Origin of the sequence: Bacillus sp. FSL R5-0593 (genome assembly GCF_038603755.1) — a bacterium.
In the GTDB taxonomy this organism is placed as follows: Bacteria; Bacillota; Bacilli; order Bacillales; family Bacillaceae; genus Bacillus; species Bacillus velezensis.
This window is the reverse complement of record NZ_CP152011.1, coordinates 3,743,958-3,763,258: the sequence shown is the minus strand read 5'-3', so window position 1 is coordinate 3,763,258 and position 19,301 is coordinate 3,743,958. Positions and strand designations below refer to the sequence as shown.

Sequence of the window (19,301 nt, the reverse complement as noted above, 5' to 3'; positions counted from 1 at the left end):
GAACTTTTTCATGAATTTAATAGCAGCTGCAATTGCAATCGGTTTAGGTGCACTTGGTGCAGGTATTGGTAACGGTCTGATCGTTTCACGTACGGTAGAGGGAATCGCCCGTCAGCCGGAAGCAGGAAAAGAACTTAGAACTCTTATGTTCATGGGTATCGCATTGGTTGAGGCCCTTCCGATTATCGCTGTCGTTATCGCGTTCTTAGCGTTCTTTGGCTAAGCAAAAAAGCCTTATATGAACTAAAAATGGCGAAGATCACTCTAAGAGAACCTTCGCCATTGCTTTATGTCTGATAAGCACGCCGTCCCAAAACGGCTTTTTATCAGCAGAGAAAACCTGCAGAAGGGAGTTGCCGTAGTAGATGTCTCAATTACCTCTTGAATTAGGACTGTCGTTTAACGGCGGAGATATCCTATTCCAATTGTTAGCTATGCTAGTTTTATTAGCGCTTCTCAAGAAATTCGCTCTTGGACCGCTATTAAATATAATGAAACAGCGTGAAGATCACATCGCCGGCGAAATTACGTCCGCTGAAGAAAGAAATAAAGAAGCGCAGAAGCTGATTGAAGAGCAGCGCGTTCTTTTAAAAGAAGCGAAACAGGAATCACAATCACTCATTGAAAATGCGAAAAAACTGGGTGAAAAGCAGAAGGAAGACATTATCCAGGCTGCACGCGCCGAGTCTGAAAGATTGAAAGAAGCGGCGAGAACCGAAATTGTCAAAGAAAAAGAACAAGCGGTTTCCGCACTTCGCGAGCAAGTCGCATCACTTTCTGTCTTAATCGCATCGAAAGTGATTGAAAAAGAGCTTGATGAACAAGCCCAGGAACAACTGATTCAGGACTATCTTAAAGAGGTAGGAGAAAGCCGATGAGTGGATCTGCTGTCTCTAAACGATACGCGTCAGCGCTTTTCGACATTGCCGTTGAGACTTCTCAAATCAATGAAATCGAAGAAGAGCTTACCGTACTAAAAGAAGTGTTCCGGAACGAAGCCGGATTACAGGAAGTGTTAAGCCATCCGAAGGTATCGGCCGCTAAGAAAAAAGAGCTGATTCAGCAATCGTTCGGCGCACTGTCTGAGTCTGTGCTGCATACGATTTTTCTTCTGATTGACCGCCGCCGGTCTTCGATTGTGCCTGATCTCACAGACGAGTTTATCAAACTTGCCAATCAGGCCCGTCAGACAGAGGACGCGGTTGTTTATTCAGTAAAACCGCTGTCAGAAGCGGAAATGTTATCATTGTCTCAAGTGTTTGCAAAAAAAGCCGGAATCGCTTCGCTCAGAATCAGAAATGAAGTGCAGACGGATTTAATAGGCGGCATTAAAGTCCGCATTGGAAACCGGATTTATGACGGAAGCGTAAGCGGAAAGCTTGAGCGCATGGAACGTCAACTTGCCGGAGGAAATCGATAGAAGGGGTGAAACCTAAGTGAGCATCAAAGCTGAAGAGATTAGCACGCTGATAAAGCAGCAAATTCAAAATTACCAATCTGAAATTGAAGTTCATGACGTAGGTACAGTCATCCAAGTCGGAGACGGTATTGCGCGTGTGCACGGCCTTGACAATTGTATGGCCGGTGAACTTGTTGAGTTTTCAAACGGCGTTTTGGGTATGGCTCAAAACCTTGAAGAATCCAACGTAGGTATCGTTATCTTAGGACCTTACAGAGATATCCGTGAAGGTGATGAGGTCAAAAGAACGGGCCGCATCATGGAAGTTCCTGTAGGTGAAGAATTAATCGGACGTATCGTCAACCCGCTCGGACAGCCGGTAGACGGACTGGGTCCGATTCTGACAAGCAAAACACGTCCGATCGAAAGCCAGGCTCCAGGCGTAATGGACCGTAAATCGGTACATGAGCCGCTGCAAACGGGTATCAAAGCGATCGACGCGTTAATTCCGATCGGCCGCGGACAGCGTGAGCTGATTATCGGTGACCGTCAGACAGGTAAAACATCTGTTGCGATTGATACAATCTTAAACCAAAAAGATCAAGACATGATCTGTGTGTACGTAGCGATCGGCCAGAAAGAATCTACAGTGCGCGGCGTAGTGGAAACACTTCGTAAGCATGGCGCGCTTGATTACACGATTGTCGTGACGGCGTCCGCTTCACAGCCGGCTCCGCTTCTGTACCTTGCACCGTATGCAGGGGTGACAATGGGTGAAGAATTCATGTACAACGGCAAGCACGTTCTCGTCGTATATGATGATTTATCCAAACAAGCGGCCGCTTACCGTGAGCTGTCATTGCTTCTTCGCCGTCCGCCGGGCCGTGAAGCATTCCCTGGGGATGTATTCTATCTTCACTCCCGTCTGCTTGAGCGCGCAGCCAAGCTGAGTGACGCAAAAGGTGCAGGATCAATTACGGCGCTGCCGTTCGTCGAAACACAAGCAGGAGATATCTCCGCTTATATCCCGACAAACGTCATTTCCATTACTGACGGACAGATTTTCCTTCAATCTGACCTATTCTTCTCAGGCGTGCGTCCTGCGATCAATGCCGGATTATCCGTTTCCCGTGTCGGCGGATCAGCCCAAATCAAAGCGATGAAAAAGGTAGCGGGAACATTGCGTCTTGACCTGGCTTCATACCGTGAACTTGAAGCGTTCGCCCAATTCGGATCTGATCTTGACCAGGCGACTCAGGCGAAACTGAACCGCGGTGCGCGTACAGTTGAAGTGCTGAAGCAAGACTTGAATAAACCGCTTCCGGTTGAAAAACAGGTAGCCATTCTTTATGCGCTGACAAAAGGATATCTTGATGATATTCCGGTTGCGGATATCAGACGTTTTGAAGAAGAGTACTACATGTACCTTGATCAAAACCATAAAGATCTGCTTGACGGCATTGCGAAAACAGGAAACCTTCCTGCTGATGAAGACTTCAAAGCTGCAATCGAAGGCTTCAAACGCACATTTGCACCAAGCAACTAACCCTTAGAAGATGAGAGAAAAAGGTTCTCTTTTTCTCTCTTTTTACGCAAATGAAGAATAAAGGTGGTGAAATCTTTGGCCTCATTACGCGATATTAAGTCAAGGATCACGTCAACGAAAAAAACAAGCCAGATTACAAAAGCCATGCAGATGGTATCCGCTGCGAAGCTGAACCGTGCGGAAACCAACGCGAAGTCATTTGCTCCGTATATGGATAAGATCCAGGAGGTTGTGTTTAACGTCGGAAAAGGCGCGAAAAACGCGAAACACCCGATGCTTGTCTCAAGAGAAGTGAAAAAGACGGCGTATCTCGTCATTACGTCTGACCGCGGGCTTGCGGGTGCGTTTAACAGTTCGGTTTTGCGAAACGCTTACCGCACCATTCAAGAACGCCATCAGTCTAAAGATGAATACACGGTGATTGCAATCGGCAGAGTCGGCCGCGATTTCTTCAAAAAACGGGAAATGCCGATTTTGTCTGAGTTAGTGGGGCTTGGCGACGAGGTCACTTTTGCTCAGATTAAAGATTTGACCCGTCAGACGGTTCAAATGTTTATCGACGGCGCTTTTGATGAACTGCATTTGGTGTATAACCATTTCGTCAGTGCGATTTCACAGGAAGTGACGGAGAAAAAAGTGCTGCCTTTAACGGATTTCGGAACGAGCGGCGGGAAGCGCACGGCTTCTTACGAGTTCGAACCGGATGAAGAAGAGGTGCTCGAAGTGCTGCTTCCTCAATATGCGGAAAGCTTAATTTACGGCGCGCTTCTTGACAGTAAAGCAAGTGAACACGCTGCGAGAATGACAGCAATGAAAAATGCGACTGATAATGCGAAAGAACTCATTGATTCACTTTCGCTTTCATATAACCGCGCGCGTCAAGCGGCGATTACACAAGAAATTACCGAAATTGTCGGCGGTGCAGCCGCTTTAGAATAGAAAGATTTTGTCAGGAGGGATAGCGATGAAGAAAGGACGCGTAAGTCAGGTGCTTGGACCGGTTGTCGACGTACGTTTCGAGGACGGCCACTTGCCTGCGATTTATAATGCGATTAAAGTTTCACAGCCAGCTACAGGCGAAAATGAAGTAGGCATCGACCTAACGCTAGAGGTTGCTCTTCATTTAGGCGATGATACAGTCCGTACAATTGCCATGGCATCTACGGACGGAATTCAGCGCGGAATGGAAGCTGTTGATACAGGTGCGCCAATTTCCGTTCCTGTCGGTGATGTGACTCTCGGACGCGTATTTAACGTACTGGGAGATAAAATTGATTTAAATGAACCGCTGCCTGCGGATGCTCAAAAGGACCCGATCCACAGATCAGCTCCTTCATTCGATGAGCTTTCAACTGAGGTTGAAATTCTTGAAACGGGAATTAAGGTTGTTGACCTGCTCGCTCCTTACATCAAGGGCGGTAAAATCGGCTTGTTCGGCGGCGCCGGCGTAGGTAAAACCGTATTAATCCAGGAATTAATCAACAACATCGCGCAAGAGCACGGCGGTATTTCCGTATTCGCCGGTGTAGGAGAGCGTACTCGTGAAGGGAACGACCTTTTCTACGAAATGAGCGATTCAGGCGTTATCAAGAAAACAGCCATGGTCTTCGGACAAATGAACGAGCCGCCGGGCGCACGTATGCGTGTAGCATTGACGGGTCTTACAATGGCTGAGCATTTCCGTGATAAACAAGGACAGGACGTACTGTTCTTTATCGATAACATTTTCCGTTTCACACAAGCGGGTTCAGAGGTTTCCGCGCTTCTCGGCCGTATGCCTTCTGCGGTTGGTTATCAGCCGACGCTTGCGACAGAAATGGGTCAGCTTCAAGAGCGTATTACGTCTACAAACGTTGGTTCAGTTACATCTATCCAGGCGATCTACGTGCCTGCCGATGACTACACTGACCCGGCTCCGGCGACAACGTTCGCTCACTTGGATGCGACGACTAACCTTGAGCGTAAATTAACTGAAATGGGTATCTACCCTGCGGTTGATCCGCTGGCTTCCACTTCCCGCGCGCTTGCTCCGGAAATTGTCGGAGAAGAGCATTATGCGGTGGCGCGTGAAGTCCAGTCAACGCTTCAGCGTTACAAAGAACTTCAGGATATTATCGCGATTCTCGGTATGGACGAATTAGGTGAAGAAGACAAGCTTGTCGTTCACCGCGCACGCCGTATCCAGTTCTTCCTTTCTCAAAACTTCCACGTAGCTGAGCAGTTTACGGGACAAAAGGGTTCTTACGTGCCTGTTAAAGAAACGGTACGAGGCTTTAAAGAAATCCTTTCCGGTAAATATGACCATCTTCCGGAAGATGCATTCCGTCTTGTGGGACGCATTGAAGAAGTCATTGAGAATGCAAAAGAGATGGGTGTAGAAGTTTAATCTGGTCCTAGGAGGGTAAAAGCATGAAGACCGTTAAAGTCAATATCGTTACTCCCGACGGCCCAGTATATGATGCTGATATTGAAATGGTAAGTGTAAGAGCCGAGAGCGGTGATCTCGGTATCTTGCCTGGCCATATTCCGACCGTGGCTCCGCTTAAAATCGGCGCTGTCCGCCTTAAAAAAGACGGACAGACCGAATTGGCGGCTGTCAGCGGCGGATTTTTAGAAGTCCGTCCTGATCAGGTCACTATCCTTGCACAAGCCGCTGAAACAGCGGAAAGCATTGATAAAGAGCGCGCCCTTGCTGCGAAAAAGCGGGCGGAAGACCGTTTGAACAAACGATCAGATGATACTGACATTCGTCGGGCTGAGCTTGCGCTACAGCGGGCTGTAAACAGATTGGATGTTGCAGGAAACTAAAAAAGAATCCTTCTCGGCTGTCTGAGAAGGATTCTTTTTCTATATTAACGCATAAGAGATTCATAGACGCCGATAAGCGGATGATCCTCTTCTTTTTGCAGATATAAATGTTCGCAGCAGTTGTCGGTGTGCCACGTTTTGTTTCCTCTCCGCACACCCGTCGTATAAGCGCCGTCCGTATACGGATAAGGTTTGACGACCCATTCGGCATCGTCATGGTGTCTGATGGCACAATCGATGACATACACGCTGAGCATTTTCTCAAATTCGTCAATCGGCAGGTTCCAATCCGCCAAAAGCAGCTCTTGTATGCTGCGGAAGTAAAGAGCTTCCACTTCCAGCAGGCTGCCGCGTGAATAATCAAGAGAAATGTTGAAAAACTGACATAATTCTTTCAGTTCCTCTGTTTGAGACTGTCTATAATCATAGTAGAATGCTATCGCTTCCCACTCGTGGTCAAATACGGGAAGTGTTTCTCCATACTGCTTTTCCGGATGAAAAAAGGAATGATTCATATTCCCATCTCCTTTCCAAAAAAGTATATCATGCCGGAGAACGGACATTTAAGCGGGGATTGCCCCTAATTTTGGATAAAAATTCTGATGTAAAAATGATCATCTTTCTCTCTTCTTCTTATATAATAAGAGAGGATATGAGGGGCGGAAAAAATGAAAGGAGATGGAATTTGTGAATGTATTGGGGCAGCAGGCCGCAATCAGCATCCTGGTTCACCTGCTATGCATTGCGGTGACATGGTGGGCGCTTCAGGCCGTCAACTTTGATCCGCTGATCCGAAAAGGAAAAATAGTGCAGGCGAGGCTGCTGATCATTCTTCTTACCATTGCGATCGGTACGGCAGTCGCTGACTTCTTTTTAGATTATCTTACCTATTCGAAACAGCTTCCATACTTATTTTAAGATGTTTCGTCTGTTGAAATGAAGGGAATCGCTGGGTGAGAAACCAATTTTTCTTCACCCGCTTGGCGAGTTTTGACGAAGTTTTCCATGTATCGCTTTCCCCGGCTCCGGCAAAAATGGGAGTAAGGGGGAGAGATCGATATGAAGAAAAAAAGAGCAGGCCGCATCATCTTATTTTTTGTTTTTTTAAGCGCCTTAATAGCGGTATTTCATTCCATTCATGCAAGTGAGCTGTCTCCGCTTGCCCAGATTGCCGAAGGAATGGAGCGGCAGCAGGTCACTGTAGATGAATGGACGCTTCATGCGAAAGAAAATCTGAACCTGTCACTGAGTGAATTTGATGACAAGGTAAAAGAACTGAAGACGCAGTATCCGCAATATCATTGGGAATCCGCGCGGGAAGATAAAATCGTAAAGGCCGTCGGCACGTATTCTGACAAAAAAAATCACACAACTTTTAAACTGCAGCTCGTCACTACCCTCAAAAACCAGAACCCAACTTCGTATTTATTATATGAGCAAATGAGCCCGGAGCAACCGGAAAACTGGAATGATACATATGAACAGTTTGAACGGCAGGCACATGACATATTTCAAAATAAAGTATTTATTTTTACTTGTCTAAAGGGTCATTTAAATGATAATATGAGTATTGTTTTGCAAAAAAAAGCAGAACAGCTCATGAAAGAATTTGAAGCAAGTCCAGTTGAACATGTAGTTGAGCCTCATTTCGTTTCTGTTTCTGCATTTACATATAAGTGGACAGATTACATCATGACATCGAAACATAAGATGAATGTGCAAGTTGCGCTTAGAAGTGCGGGAATGGGCGAAAAACATACCGTTACGGTTGGCACACCAATCGTGACGACTGAATATTAATATAGAGAATATAGGGACGCGGAGGGGAATACCTTGGAAAAAATCATCGTCCGCGGCGGTCAGAAGTTAAACGGCACAGTGAAAGTTGAAGGAGCAAAAAATGCCGTTTTACCAGTTATCGCTGCATCTTTATTAGCAAGTGAAGAAAAAAGCGTAATATGTGATGTACCTACGCTCTCCGATGTATATACAATTAATGAAGTGTTGCGTCATTTAGGAGCAGATGTGCATTTTGAGAATAATGAAGTTACCGTAAACGCTTCTTACGCTTTAGAAACAGAAGCACCTTTTGAATATGTGCGCAAAATGCGCGCGTCAGTGCTTGTTATGGGCCCTCTGTTAGCCCGTACGGGTCATTCAAGAGTAGCGCTTCCGGGCGGCTGCGCAATCGGCTCAAGACCGATTGATCAGCATTTAAAAGGCTTTGAAGCAATGGGTGCAAAAATCAAAGTAGGCAACGGCTTTATTGAAGCAGAAGTGGAAGGCCGTCTGCAGGGCGCAAAAATCTATTTAGATTTCCCAAGTGTGGGTGCGACAGAAAACTTGATTATGGCAGCTGCTTTAGCTGAAGGAACAACAACGCTTGAAAACGTGGCAAAAGAGCCTGAAATCGTTGACTTAGCGAACTATATCAATGCGATGGGCGGAAAAATCCGCGGAGCCGGCACAGGCACCATTAAAATTGAAGGTGTCGAGAAGCTTCACGGCGTAAGACACAACATCATTCCTGACCGTATTGAAGCGGGTACTTTCATGGTGGCTGCGGCGATCACGGAAGGAAATGTATTAGTCAAAGGTGCGGTTCCTGAGCATCTTACGTCTTTAATTGCGAAGATGGAAGAAATGGGAGTCAAAATTACGGATGAAGGAGAAGGCCTTCGTGTCATCGGTCCTGCCCAGCTGAAGCCGATCGACATTAAAACGATGCCTCACCCAGGATTCCCGACTGATATGCAGTCGCAAATGATGGCGCTGCTTCTCCGTGCGAGCGGAACAAGCATGATTACTGAAACTGTGTTTGAAAACCGTTTTATGCATGCTGAAGAATTCCGCCGGATGAATGGCGACATTAAAATTGAAGGACGTTCTGTGATCATTAACGGTCCTGTACAGCTGCAAGGCGCAGAAGTTGCCGCTACGGACCTGCGTGCGGGCGCGGCGCTGATTCTTGCGGGATTAGTGGCTGAAGGTCATACACGCGTCACGGAACTGAAGCACTTGGATCGCGGTTATGTGAATTTCCATCAAAAACTTGCGGCTCTCGGCGCTGACATCGAGCGTGTCGTTGATGAAACGGCCGCTGAACAAGAAAGCAAAGAAGTCGTAACTGACCTAAACGCATAATGGCTGTAAAAACAGTATGTCAATCTGGCATACTGTTTTTTTATGGTTTATCATCATTATTATGCTCTGATTTCCAAAAAAGAATACGTTTTTCGCTTGAAAAATGGAATAAAGATTCTGTCCAAAAGGAAGTCATATTAGCTTGTCCCTGCCCATAAGATGAAGTAGAGTCGAATCCCAAGCAGGAGGCAGCTGATATATGAAACCGATTGTATTTCTACTATCCGGGCTGTGTATACTTATTCTTCTAGTCCCCACCATTCTCGTCCTTCCGTTTCAGGCGGAAAAAGGAGCAGCCGTAAACAGAGAGCCCGGACACAAAACAGCACACACCACACGAGAAACAAAAGGAGCATTAACATTGAAAGAATCACCTGTATCCATTCCGGTTTATCGGACATCCAATCATTCTGTAGAAAACATTCCGCTTGAAGAGTACGTGATCGGTGTCGTGGCTTCCGAAATGCCCGCAGATTTTAAACCGGAGGCCTTAAAAGCCCAGGCGCTCGCCGCCCGGACATTCATCGTCAGACTGATGGTCGCTGACTCAGCCGTCCAGGCGCCGAAAGGATCACTGGTGGATGATACGCAAATGTTCCAAGTCTATCAAAGCAAAAGCCAGCTGAAAAAAGAATGGGGTTCTAAGTACGCACACAACCTCAAGAAAATCACAAACGCGGTCGCCGGCACGCAAGGAAAGATTTTAACGTACGATAACAAGCCGATTGAGGCATCTTTCTTCTCTACGAGCAACGGGTATACGGAAAATGCGGAAGCCTATTGGACAAGCGCCATTCCTTATTTAAAAAGCGTGAAAAGTCCGTGGGATAAGCAATCGCCGAAATATCTTGCCACCCAGACCTTCAGTGTGCCGGAGTTTCAGCAAAAGCTCGGCGTACAGCTCTCAGGACAAAACACGGTGGGACAGATTACAGCCAGAACGCCGGGCCATCAAGTGGCAACGGCCGTCATCAACGGCAAAAAGCTGAAGGGAAGAGACATCCGGGAAAAACTCGGACTCCGTTCTGCCGACTTTGAATGGAAACGAAACGGCAGCAGCATCACCATTACGACAAAAGGATTCGGCCACGGCGTCGGCATGAGCCAGTACGGGGCCAATTACATGGCGGAGCAGGGAAAATCAGTGGCGGACATCGTCAAGCATTATTATCAGGGAGTGGACATTTCCGAAGCAGATTCATTTTTAAACAAATATATGGCGAAAAAATAGACGCTTTCATGAGCGTCTGTTTTTTTGAAAACTATTCCATAAACGGTAAAGCAACCAACAGACTCATATAACGAAAGCCTAAAGGCTGACAAATGTCGATTGAAGGCTGAGCGCCGGGTGTAAATCACTGATAAAAATGCCGCTTCTATGTGAATATACGCAAAAATAATGAGGAACGCCGTCCTATTTATTTCCCTTTTCATCTCATTTACGATAAATATTGTTCGGCGTTGAACGTAAATCTATTGAAAAGGAGAAAAAGCAATGAAAAAAACATTTTCACTCATACTCATGCTCGGATTGATGCTGACTGCTGCATCTCCTGCTTTTGCTGCCGAGAATGCAAACGAGAAGACATTTTTATTTAAAAACAATATCGCTATTTTGCTTGATGCGAGCGGCAGTATGGCGAAACGGATTGACGGCGTTTCTAAATACAATATGGCAAAAGATGAAATTGTCCGTTTTGCGGATCGAATTAAGTCTACATCACAGGTCAGAATGACGGTTTTCGGTTCGGAAGGCAATAATAAAAACTCCGGAAAAGTTCAATCTTGCGAATCCATTCGCGGTGTATACGGATTCCAAAGGTTTGACAGACAGAGCTTCCTCAACTCTCTGAACGGAATCGGGCCTACGGGGTGGACACCGATTGCAAAAGCATTAGAGGATGCGAAAGCTTCTTTTAACGGCGTTCATAAATTCGGCTTTAAATCCGTTTACCTGTTGACAGACGGTGAGGAGACATGCGGAGGAGATCCTATTAAGACAGCGAAAGAACTTCGCAAACATCATATTAAAGTCAACGTGATCGGCTTTGACTTTAAAGAAGGCTTCAACGGACAGCTTCACGCAATTGCCGGTGCGGGCGGAGGAAAATATTACGAAGCTCACAGCCAAAAGGATATGAACCGCATCTTTACCCTGGAAGCGAGTTCATTAGCGGAATAGAAAGGTGCCGTTTAGCGGCCCTTTTTTTTATTTTTATTTAACAAAAATTTCAAGAAAAGATGAAGAGAAAACTGTAAAAAGAATCAGATTCCGGACTTATATTACAAAAAGGGCGAAAAAGGCATTAAATCTGTCATCATTTATCCAATCTTTTTAGGATGATGCGCATAATTCTGTTCATTTTTAACGGTGTACAGACGCTTATACAAAAGGAATCCCGCCCTATATCTTTTTGCATACTCCTCATCTAGCATAGAGAAGAGCCGGGGGCCCATCGGCCAAAAACAAACGGAGAGGAATGAAGGAAATGAAAAAAATGTTCACTGCGGGGATTGTCGGACTTTTGACGCTTTCACTCGGATCACCTGTTTTTGCAGCTGAGAAAAAGCACGAAGAAACAAATGTTGCCGTGCTGTTTGATGCAAGCGGAAGCATGATACAAAAAACAGGGGGAGAGCGTAAAATAGATGTTGCGAAAGAGTCTGTCACTTCTTTTGCGGAAGTTCTTCCTGAAGACACGAATCTGATGCTTCGGGTATTCGGGCATAAGGGCAATAATAAAAACTCAGGCAAAGCCGTATCATGTAATGCGACAGAAACGTTATACGGCCTTCAGCCGTACGCCGTGACTCCATTTGAGCAATCACTCAGCAAGATTAAACCGACCGGCTGGACACCGATTGCGAAAGCGCTTTCTGATACGCGTGAAGAATTTGAGCGGGCCGGCGCCACGGGGAAAAACGTCGTATATCTGATCACAGACGGTGAAGAAACATGCGGCGGTAATCCTCAGGCCGAAATCCAAAAGCTCCGTAAAGCGAACGTCAACACGATCGTCAATATCATCGGCTTCAACTTCGGCATGAAAGGAAGCGAAAGCCTTGAAAAAGCGGCGGAAGCGGGAGGCGGCACATATGTCTCAGCTGACAGCGCGGACGAGTTCAAACAGGCTTGGGAAGACGCTGCAAAGGATTTAGCAAAAGAATAGGTTAAAAAAGGACGCCCGCGCGGCGTCTTTTTTGTTTAGAAAACGGAACCGCGGGAATGATACGGATAAAAGGAGATGAACGCTGTTGTTAAAAGGAGCAGGCATTATATTAGTGCTGGCGGCAGTCGTTTTTGTTCTGATGGGAATTTTTCTGAAGCTTGCCGCCTTCATATTCGTCAGTATATTGGCCATTATCGCCGCAGTTATTTTATTCACCATTCTGAGCAGACATCATCGCAATGAAACATAGAGTCCTAAGAGGGCTCTTTTTTTAAACCGCAAATTCGACAAAATACAGGGATTGTGGAAGAATAAAAGAGAAGGATACTGCGGAGGGGAAAACAGTGGATGAAAAAACAACAGCGGTAAGAGACATATACCGCTATGAAAAAGGGGTATTAACAAAGACGGCAGATCGGATGGTTTCAGAGTATCCGCTGACCGTCATGGTGAACGGACAGGAATTTGTTACGCTCGTCTGCACGCCTGACCATTTAGAGGAACTCGTCATCGGATTTCTCGCATCAGAAGGCGTCATTCGTTTTGAAAAAGAAATCAAAAGCTTTACTATAGATGAAAGTCTCGGGTTTGCATATGTTGAACTGACGAATTCCGGAGTGCTTGAGCAAAAAGACTATACGAAGAGGGTCATCGGTTCATGCTGCGGGAAAGGCCGCCATTTTTACTTTCAGCAGGATGTGAAAACGGCCAAAACCGCCGTCAGCCGTATCACCATAACTCCTGAGACGTGCCTTCGCCTGATGAAGGAGATGCAAAGCGGGAGCGGCACCTTCCGGGAAACGGGCGGCGTCCATAATGCGGCGCTGTGCGATACGGAAAAGCTGCTCTTCATGAGGACGGACATCGGGCGCCACAACGCGCTGGATAAGCTGTACGGCTGCTGTTTGAAAAACGGAATGCCGGTCCGTGACAAGCTGATCGTCTTCAGCGGCCGGATTTCCTCAGAGGTTTTATTAAAAGCCGCAAAAATCGGCGTGTCGATTGTCATTTCAAAATCGGCGCCGACGGAGCTCGCGCTGCAAATGGCGGAAGAGCTGAACATAACCGCGATAGGTTTTGTCAGAAACGGATCATTTAACGTATACACACATCCTGAACGGGTTGAACAATAGAAAGGGGTCTTGGGCTTATGAATACAGAAACGCGCCGGGTGACAGACAAAAGGGAAAGGCCGCTCAGGGATCTTCGTATCTCTGTAACCGACCGCTGCAACTTCAGATGCACGTACTGTATGCCAGCCGAATTATTCGGACCGGATTATCCATTTTTACAAAAGACGGAATTGCTCTCCTTCGAGGAGCTTGAGCGGCTTGCGAAGCTGTTTGTCGGCCGCTTCGGCGTTGAAAAAATCAGGCTGACGGGCGGAGAGCCGCTCATGAGAAAAGATATGCCTGAATTGATCAAAAAACTTGCGCGCATCCCCGGACTTAAAGATATCGCGATGACGACAAACGGCTCTCTGCTTCCCGTGTATGCGGAAAAACTGAAGCAGGCGGGGCTGCATCGCGTGACAGTCAGCCTCGATTCTTTAGAGGATGAGCGGTTTAAGGCCATTAACGGCCGCGGGGTTTCCGTGAACAAGGTGCTTGAGGGCATTGAGGCGGCAAAAGCGGCCGGACTCGGTGTGAAAATCAATATGGTTGTTCAAAAGGGCGTCAATGAAAAAGATATCCTGCCGATGGCCCGCTATTTTAAAGAAAAGGGTCATATTCTCCGGTTTATTGAATTTATGGATGTAGGCAATACGAATCAATGGAATAAAAAAGACGTGATCACGAAGGCAGAGATTATTGATCTGATCAACCAGCACATGCCGACGGAGCCGATAGAAGCGAATTATAAAGGAGAGGTCGCTTCCAGGTTCCGCTATCTTGACGGTTCCGGCGAAATCGGCGTGATTTCCTCCGTCTCGGATGCATTTTGCGCCTCCTGCAACAGAGCGCGCCTGTCGGCGAGAGGCGAGCTGTTTACGTGCCTGTTTGCGTCAAGCGGCTATGATGTTCGGAAACTCGTGCGCGGCGGTCTGACCGATGATGAATTGACGGAATCCATCGCTTCTGTCTGGAGAAATCGCACGGATCAGTATTCAATTGACCGCGCGCTTTCTAAAACGGATGGGAAAAAGAAAGTGGAAATGTCTTATATAGGCGGATGAAGAAAAGCTTGCCCGGACAAGGGCAGGCTTTTTTATTCACAATATGAGAGCGGTCTGTTCAAAAAATACCGGTGACAGCCGAAATATATGATAGGAATTTTGATGCAGGACAATCAAGTTATGCAATTCCAAAGCCATACAATATGTTAAAATATAACCAATAGAAATTAGAAAAGGTTGTGAAAGGGGCATGACCGCATACGAGATTCCGTCATCTCAAGTTGGAGTCAAGATCAACAAATGGTACAAGCACATTTTAGCGTTTCAAGCGGCTGATGCCATAAAGCTGAAAGAGGAAATTGATGAGGATATACAACGTATGGAGGAAGACCAGCTGCTGCTGTTATATTATCAGCTGATCAGCTACCGCCATCATATTATGCTTGATTACGTCAAGCCGGAATGCACCGAACAATCACAGATTCAGTACAGCGAGCTGCAAAAGACGATCGAAAGCACGGACAGCATATCGGGACTGTCTGAGTATTATTTCCATTTGTTCAGAGGGATGTATGAATTCGATCACAATAACTATGTTGCGGCTATTTCTTTTTACCGGAAAGCGGAAAAACTCCTTTCATTTGTCGAGGATGATATAGAGAGGGCGGAATTCCATTTCAAGATGTCTGAAGTGTTTTATGTCATGAAGCAGACTCATTTTTCCATGAATCACGGGATTCAAGCGCTGGATACGTATATGAAACACGATTTCTACAGAGTGCGGAGAATTCAATGCCATTTCGTCATCTCAGGAAACTACATCGACTGCAAAAACTACGACAAAGCGCTTGAGCATTTAGACGAAGCCCTCCGCCTTTCTTTGCTTGAAGGACAGCCCCGCCTGATCGGGTCTTCGCTTTACAATCTGGGGAATTGTTATTCTGAAAAGCGGGATCTGGATGAAGCGGCCCGGTACTTTAGAAAAGCGGTTCCCGTTTTTGAAGAGCATCAGCTTGAACAGCTTCCGAAGGCGCTGTTCAGCTTAACGCACACCCTTTTCAGGCTGCATGATGACCAAGCGGCCCTTACCTATTATGAAAGAGGGGTCATGATCGCGAAAGAACGGGGCGATCGATTCAGTTTAGAGAAGTATAAGTTTTTACAAGCGCTTTATTTGGAGTCGCTCAATATGGAGTTAATCCATGAAGTGTTTGACTATATGAATGAAAAATCGCTGTATGTGTATATTGAAGATTTCGCCTTGGAGGCCGCCGTTTACACAAGCGCACATGAGCAATATAAAGAAGCGGCGTATTTTTATGAAAAAGCGATTCGCATGAGAGAAAACATTCAAAAAGAACAGTGTTTATACGATATATAATTTTCTTAACCATCTGATCAGCAGATGGTTATTTTTTTATGCACATTATAACGTTTGATCATAGAAAAAAACGGAAAAATCGCAAAAGAGAGAAAAAAGCATATGCGAGGGGGGGATTTGTTGTTCGGATTTAATGATATGATAAAGTTTTTCGTATCTTTTCTCATCATTCTGCCGATGGTGTCTGTCATCCATGTGTCGGGGCACAGCTTTATGGCCATGCTGTTCGGAGGCAAGGCATCATTGGATATCGGAATGGGGAAACGTCTTTTAAAAGTAGGGCCGATTCAGGTTCGGCGTATCTACTTCATAGATTCTTTCTGCAAGTTCGGCGAATTGCGGATAGATAACCGTCTGACGAGCGCGCTCGTCTATTCCGGAGGCTGTCTGTTTAATATCGCTTCTATCTTTTTAGTAAATCTGCTGATCATGAAAGATGTCCTCGAGCCAAACTTATTTTTTTACCAATTTGTCTATTTTTCAACTTATTATGTTTTCTTTGCTCTTCTGCCGGTGCAATACGGTGATAATAAGCTGTCAGACGGATTGGCCGTTTACAAAGTGCTCCGCTACGGGGAACGCTGTGAAATCAATAATTGAGAGTTGAAATGTTTGCTATCAGGCTGAGAGGGAAGAACACAAGTACACAGAACAAAAAAGGAGCTGAAGAGATCATGAGTCAAGATAACGGTTTAAAAGACAAAGTAAAAGGCGGAATGAACAAAATGAAAGGGGAAGCAAAGGACAAAGCAGGCGACATGGCAGACAAGTCCGACTTAAAAGCGGAAGGTAAAAAAGACAAAGCGAAAGGCAGCCTGCAAAAGGGTGTCGGCAAAACGAAAGATAAACTCAGTGATGATTAATTTGATAGTGAAACACAGCAAAAGCCCAAAATATTTTGGGCTTTTTGTTATGAGAAATGACAAAAATTCCAGTTCATTTGGTTAATATTCACTAAATTTTTAAATATTCTATAAATTCCCCGGCGATTTCTTTATAATATTCACATAGAATGTAACCTTTCTTCACATTTGATTAAACGTTTGTTGAAGAAAAAAATGAGAAATCGGTAATTTCTGCAAAAGGAATCGGGCCGTTCACCGTCGAATAACTTTTATCACTTAACATTTCATGAGGTGAAGGGGGTGACGGCCGCCTGCATCGTTTCGGTATGACCATGCGGATTGTGTTTGACTATCACTAAGGGGGAATACAGATGAAACTGACACCGGTTGAGCAAGAAAAATTGCTTATTTTTACGGCGGGAGAGCTCGCTAAGCAGCGGAAGGCGCGCGGCGTTCTGCTGAATTATCCCGAAGCCGCCGCATATTTGACCTGTTATCTGATGGAAGGCGCGAGAGACGGAAAAAGCGTTGCTGAGCTGATGGAATCCGGCCGCAATGTATTGACGGAAAAAGATGTTATGGAAGGCGTTCCGGAAATGCTGGACAGCATTCAGGTGGAAGCGACGTTCCCGGACGGGGTTAAGCTTGTCACCGTTCATCAGCCGATCAAAGCGGAGGTGAAGTCATGAAGCCGGGAGCGATTCAAGTCGCAAAGGGGATCATCACCATTAACGAAGGCCGGAAGACGCTGGAGGTGTCAGTCACCAATAACGGAACACGGTCAGTGCAGGTAGGATCGCATTTTCATTTTGCCGAAGCCAACGGCGCCCTTTCCTTCAATCGGGACAAAGCAATCGGCATGCGCCTTGATATCCCGTCAGGCACATCTGTCCGTTTTGAACCGGGAGAAGAGAAAACCGTCACGCTCGTGGAAATCGGAGGGCGAAAAACGGTCAGAGGTCTCAACGGCATGGCCGATACGTATATGGATGAGCGGGGAAAAGAGAAGACTCTGTCAAATCTTAAAAAAGCCGGATGGATGGAGGAGGCGATCCGATGAAAATGTCACGTGAGCAATACGCAGAACTGTTCGGACCGACAACGGGAGACAAAGTCAGACTCGGAGATACGGATTTATGGATTGAAGTCGAAAAAGATTTCACGAATTACGGTGAAGAAATGATTTTCGGCGGAGGGAAAACAATCCGGGACGGCATGGGGCAGAACGGGCGTATCACCGGGAAAGACGGAGCGCTTGATCTGGTCATTACAAACGCGGTTATCCTGGATTATACCGGAATCGTCAAGGCGGATATCGGGGTGAAGGACGGCCGGATTGTCGGCGTCGGAAAAAGCGGCAACCCTGATATTATGGATGGGGTGGACCCGCACATGATTATCGGTGCCGGAACAGAAGTTATTTCCGGCGAAGGGAAAATCGTAACGGCCGGCGGGGTGGATACGCATATCCACTTTATCTGCCCGCAGCAGATGGAAGTCGCGCTTTCTTCAGGCGTGACCACGCTTCTCGGCGGCGGAACGGGTCCTGCGACGGGAAGTAAAGCGACGACTTGTACATCCGGTGCATGGTACATGTCGAGAATGCTGGAAGCGGCCGAGGAGTTTCCGATCAACGTCGGTTTCTTAGGAAAAGGGAATGCATCCGATAAAGCGCCGCTGATCGAGCAGGTGGAAGCAGGCGCGATCGGCCTGAAGCTGCATGAAGATTGGGGATCAACGCCAAGCGCCATTAAAGCTTGCATGGAAGCAGCGGATGAGGCGGACATTCAGGTGGCGATCCATACAGACACGATAAATGAAGCGGGCTTTTTAGAAAATACGCTTGATGCGATCGGCGACCGGGTTATCCATACATATCACATAGAGGGAGCCGGCGGAGGCCACGCACCGGATATTATGAAACTCGCATCTTACGCCAATATCCTGCCGTCCTCTACAACGCCGACGATTCCGTATACCGTCAACACGATGGACGAGCATCTTGATATGATGATGGTCTGCCATCATTTAGATTCAAAAGTGCCTGAAGACGTGGCGTTCAGTCATTCACGCATCAGAGCGGCCACCATTGCGGCGGAGGATATTCTGCACGATATCGGCGCGATCAGCATGACGTCATCTGACTCGCAGGCGATGGGCAGGGTGGGAGAAGTGATTATCCGGACATGGCAGGTTGCCGATAAAATGAAAAAACAGCGCGGCGCTCTATCAGGAGAAAACGGCAATGACAATGTGCGCGCCAAACGCTATATCGCCAAATACACGATCAACCCGGCCGTCACTCACGGCCTGAGCCATGAAGTCGGTTCCGTTGAAAAAGGAAAGCTCGCCGACCTTGTACTATGGGACCCGGTTTTCTTCGGCGTCAAACCTGAACTTGTGCTCAAAGGCGGCATGATCGCCCGCGCCCAGATGGGAGATCCGAATGCTTCCATTCCGACGCCTGAGCCCGTGTTTATGCGGCAGATGTACGCATCATACGGTAAAGCAAACCGAAATACTTCTATTACATTTATGTCCCAGGCCGGTATCGCAAACGGTGTGCCGGAAAAGCTCGGCCTTGAAAAAATGATTTCTCCCGTACGGAATATCCGTAAGCTGAGTAAGCTCGACATGAAGCTGAATGACGCGATGCCGAATATACAAGTCGATCCGAAAACTTATCAGGTGTTCGCCGACGGAGAAGAGCTGGCATGCCAGCCCGTCAGCTATGTTCCGCTCGGACAGCGTTATTTCTTATTTTAATCCCTCTTCGGCCGGTTTCCCGCCGGCCTGTTTACCCTCTATTGCCAACTTGATTTCATCCTGCCGCCCGTTTTAGTGTATATTAGTAGTTGACAAACAAATGAAATGTAACTATTGCGGTTACAA

23 protein-coding genes are annotated in these 19,301 nt (G+C 46.6%); 22 read left to right on the top strand and 1 reads right to left on the bottom strand.

Features of this window, described 5'->3' with window-relative positions; genetic code table 11:
* The first annotated feature begins 10 nt into the window (after window positions 1-10).
* From atpE to NYE36_RS18705, 7 genes are all read left to right on the top strand, one after another.
* A complete protein-coding gene (gene atpE, locus NYE36_RS18735; RefSeq protein WP_003151167.1) occupies window positions 11-223 on the top strand; it encodes a F0F1 ATP synthase subunit C in 213 nt (70 codons plus the stop codon).
* A 142-nt stretch (window positions 224-365) separates the two neighbouring features.
* Window positions 366-878 carry a F0F1 ATP synthase subunit B gene (gene atpF, locus NYE36_RS18730; protein WP_003151168.1) on the top strand — a complete coding sequence of 171 codons (513 nt, stop codon included), beginning with the start codon at window positions 366-368 and terminating at the stop codon, window positions 876-878.
* The gene (locus NYE36_RS18725) at window positions 875-1,420 is read left to right on the top strand and encodes a F0F1 ATP synthase subunit delta (RefSeq protein ID WP_003151169.1); all 546 of its coding nucleotides are present in this window, start codon (window positions 875-877) and stop codon (window positions 1,418-1,420) included. The genes atpF and NYE36_RS18725 overlap by 4 nt, the downstream gene beginning before the upstream one ends.
* Window positions 1,421-1,436: 16 nt before the next feature.
* Complete coding sequence (gene atpA, locus NYE36_RS18720; protein ID WP_003151170.1) at window positions 1,437-2,945, top strand: F0F1 ATP synthase subunit alpha; 1,509 nt, start codon at window positions 1,437-1,439, stop codon at window positions 2,943-2,945.
* A 75-nt stretch (window positions 2,946-3,020) separates the two neighbouring features.
* Complete coding sequence (gene atpG / locus NYE36_RS18715; RefSeq protein ID WP_003151172.1) at window positions 3,021-3,884, top strand: ATP synthase F1 subunit gamma; 864 nt, start codon at window positions 3,021-3,023, stop codon at window positions 3,882-3,884.
* Window positions 3,885-3,909: 25 nt separating this feature from the next.
* Window positions 3,910-5,331 (top strand): F0F1 ATP synthase subunit beta, encoded by a 1,422-nt coding sequence (atpD, locus tag NYE36_RS18710; protein ID WP_003151173.1) that lies wholly within the window; start codon window positions 3,910-3,912, stop codon window positions 5,329-5,331.
* Between the two features lie 23 nt (window positions 5,332-5,354).
* The gene (locus NYE36_RS18705; protein ID WP_003151176.1) at window positions 5,355-5,753 is read left to right on the top strand and encodes a F0F1 ATP synthase subunit epsilon; all 399 of its coding nucleotides are present in this window, start codon (window positions 5,355-5,357) and stop codon (window positions 5,751-5,753) included.
* 44 nt (window positions 5,754-5,797) lie between these two features.
* Here NYE36_RS18705 and NYE36_RS18700 read toward each other — a convergent pair whose 3' ends face one another.
* Window positions 5,798-6,268, bottom strand: coding sequence for a hypothetical protein (locus NYE36_RS18700; RefSeq protein ID WP_007407595.1), 471 nt, complete (start codon window positions 6,266-6,268; stop codon window positions 5,798-5,800).
* Window positions 6,269-6,440: 172 nt separating this feature from the next.
* Between NYE36_RS18700 and NYE36_RS18695 the strand changes: the two genes are divergently transcribed.
* The 15 genes from NYE36_RS18695 (at window position 6,441) to ureC (ending at window position 19,175) form a co-directional block, all read left to right on the top strand.
* A complete protein-coding gene (locus NYE36_RS18695; protein WP_199022219.1) occupies window positions 6,441-6,671 on the top strand; it encodes a DUF1146 family protein in 231 nt (76 codons plus the stop codon).
* Between the two features lie 141 nt (window positions 6,672-6,812).
* Window positions 6,813-7,553, top strand: a complete 741-nt coding sequence (locus NYE36_RS18690; RefSeq protein ID WP_015418413.1) for a YwmB family TATA-box binding protein — start codon at window positions 6,813-6,815, stop codon at window positions 7,551-7,553.
* Between the two features lie 33 nt (window positions 7,554-7,586).
* Window positions 7,587-8,897, top strand: coding sequence for a UDP-N-acetylglucosamine 1-carboxyvinyltransferase (gene murA, locus NYE36_RS18685; RefSeq protein WP_007614362.1), 1,311 nt, complete (start codon window positions 7,587-7,589; stop codon window positions 8,895-8,897).
* Between the two features lie 199 nt (window positions 8,898-9,096).
* Complete coding sequence (spoIID, locus tag NYE36_RS18680; RefSeq protein ID WP_094032559.1) at window positions 9,097-10,128, top strand: stage II sporulation protein D; 1,032 nt, start codon at window positions 9,097-9,099, stop codon at window positions 10,126-10,128.
* Between the two features lie 264 nt (window positions 10,129-10,392).
* Window positions 10,393-11,079: a VWA domain-containing protein gene (locus NYE36_RS18675; RefSeq protein WP_015418411.1), complete on the top strand. Its 687-nt coding sequence runs from the start codon at window positions 10,393-10,395 to the stop codon at window positions 11,077-11,079.
* Window positions 11,080-11,386: 307 nt separating this feature from the next.
* Window positions 11,387-12,067: a VWA domain-containing protein gene (locus tag NYE36_RS18670; protein ID WP_012118657.1), complete on the top strand. Its 681-nt coding sequence runs from the start codon at window positions 11,387-11,389 to the stop codon at window positions 12,065-12,067.
* Window positions 12,068-12,152: 85 nt separating this feature from the next.
* Window positions 12,153-12,317: a hypothetical protein gene (locus NYE36_RS18665; protein WP_007407587.1), complete on the top strand. Its 165-nt coding sequence runs from the start codon at window positions 12,153-12,155 to the stop codon at window positions 12,315-12,317.
* A 94-nt stretch (window positions 12,318-12,411) separates the two neighbouring features.
* Entirely contained in the window at window positions 12,412-13,200 is a 789-nt protein-coding gene (gene fdhD / locus NYE36_RS18660; protein WP_015418410.1) for a formate dehydrogenase accessory sulfurtransferase FdhD, read from the top strand.
* A 17-nt stretch (window positions 13,201-13,217) separates the two neighbouring features.
* Window positions 13,218-14,243, top strand: a complete 1,026-nt coding sequence (gene moaA / locus NYE36_RS18655) for a GTP 3',8-cyclase MoaA (protein WP_012118655.1) — start codon at window positions 13,218-13,220, stop codon at window positions 14,241-14,243.
* Window positions 14,244-14,433: 190 nt separating this feature from the next.
* Entirely contained in the window at window positions 14,434-15,564 is a 1,131-nt protein-coding gene (locus NYE36_RS18650; RefSeq protein WP_094032558.1) for a tetratricopeptide repeat protein, read from the top strand.
* A gap of 120 nt (window positions 15,565-15,684) precedes the next feature.
* Complete coding sequence (locus NYE36_RS18645) at window positions 15,685-16,164, top strand: hypothetical protein (protein WP_025285407.1); 480 nt, start codon at window positions 15,685-15,687, stop codon at window positions 16,162-16,164.
* 74 nt (window positions 16,165-16,238) lie between these two features.
* Window positions 16,239-16,427 (top strand): CsbD family protein, encoded by a 189-nt coding sequence (locus NYE36_RS18640; RefSeq protein WP_015418407.1) that lies wholly within the window; start codon window positions 16,239-16,241, stop codon window positions 16,425-16,427.
* A gap of 353 nt (window positions 16,428-16,780) precedes the next feature.
* Window positions 16,781-17,098, top strand: a complete 318-nt coding sequence (gene ureA, locus NYE36_RS18635) for an urease subunit gamma (RefSeq protein ID WP_007407581.1) — start codon at window positions 16,781-16,783, stop codon at window positions 17,096-17,098.
* A complete protein-coding gene (gene ureB, locus NYE36_RS18630; protein ID WP_012118652.1) occupies window positions 17,095-17,469 on the top strand; it encodes an urease subunit beta in 375 nt (124 codons plus the stop codon). The genes ureA and ureB overlap by 4 nt, the downstream gene beginning before the upstream one ends.
* A complete protein-coding gene (gene ureC, locus NYE36_RS18625; protein WP_007407580.1) occupies window positions 17,466-19,175 on the top strand; it encodes an urease subunit alpha in 1,710 nt (569 codons plus the stop codon). Before ureB ends, ureC begins: the two co-directional genes overlap by 4 nt.
* Window positions 19,176-19,301 lie beyond the last annotated feature (126 nt).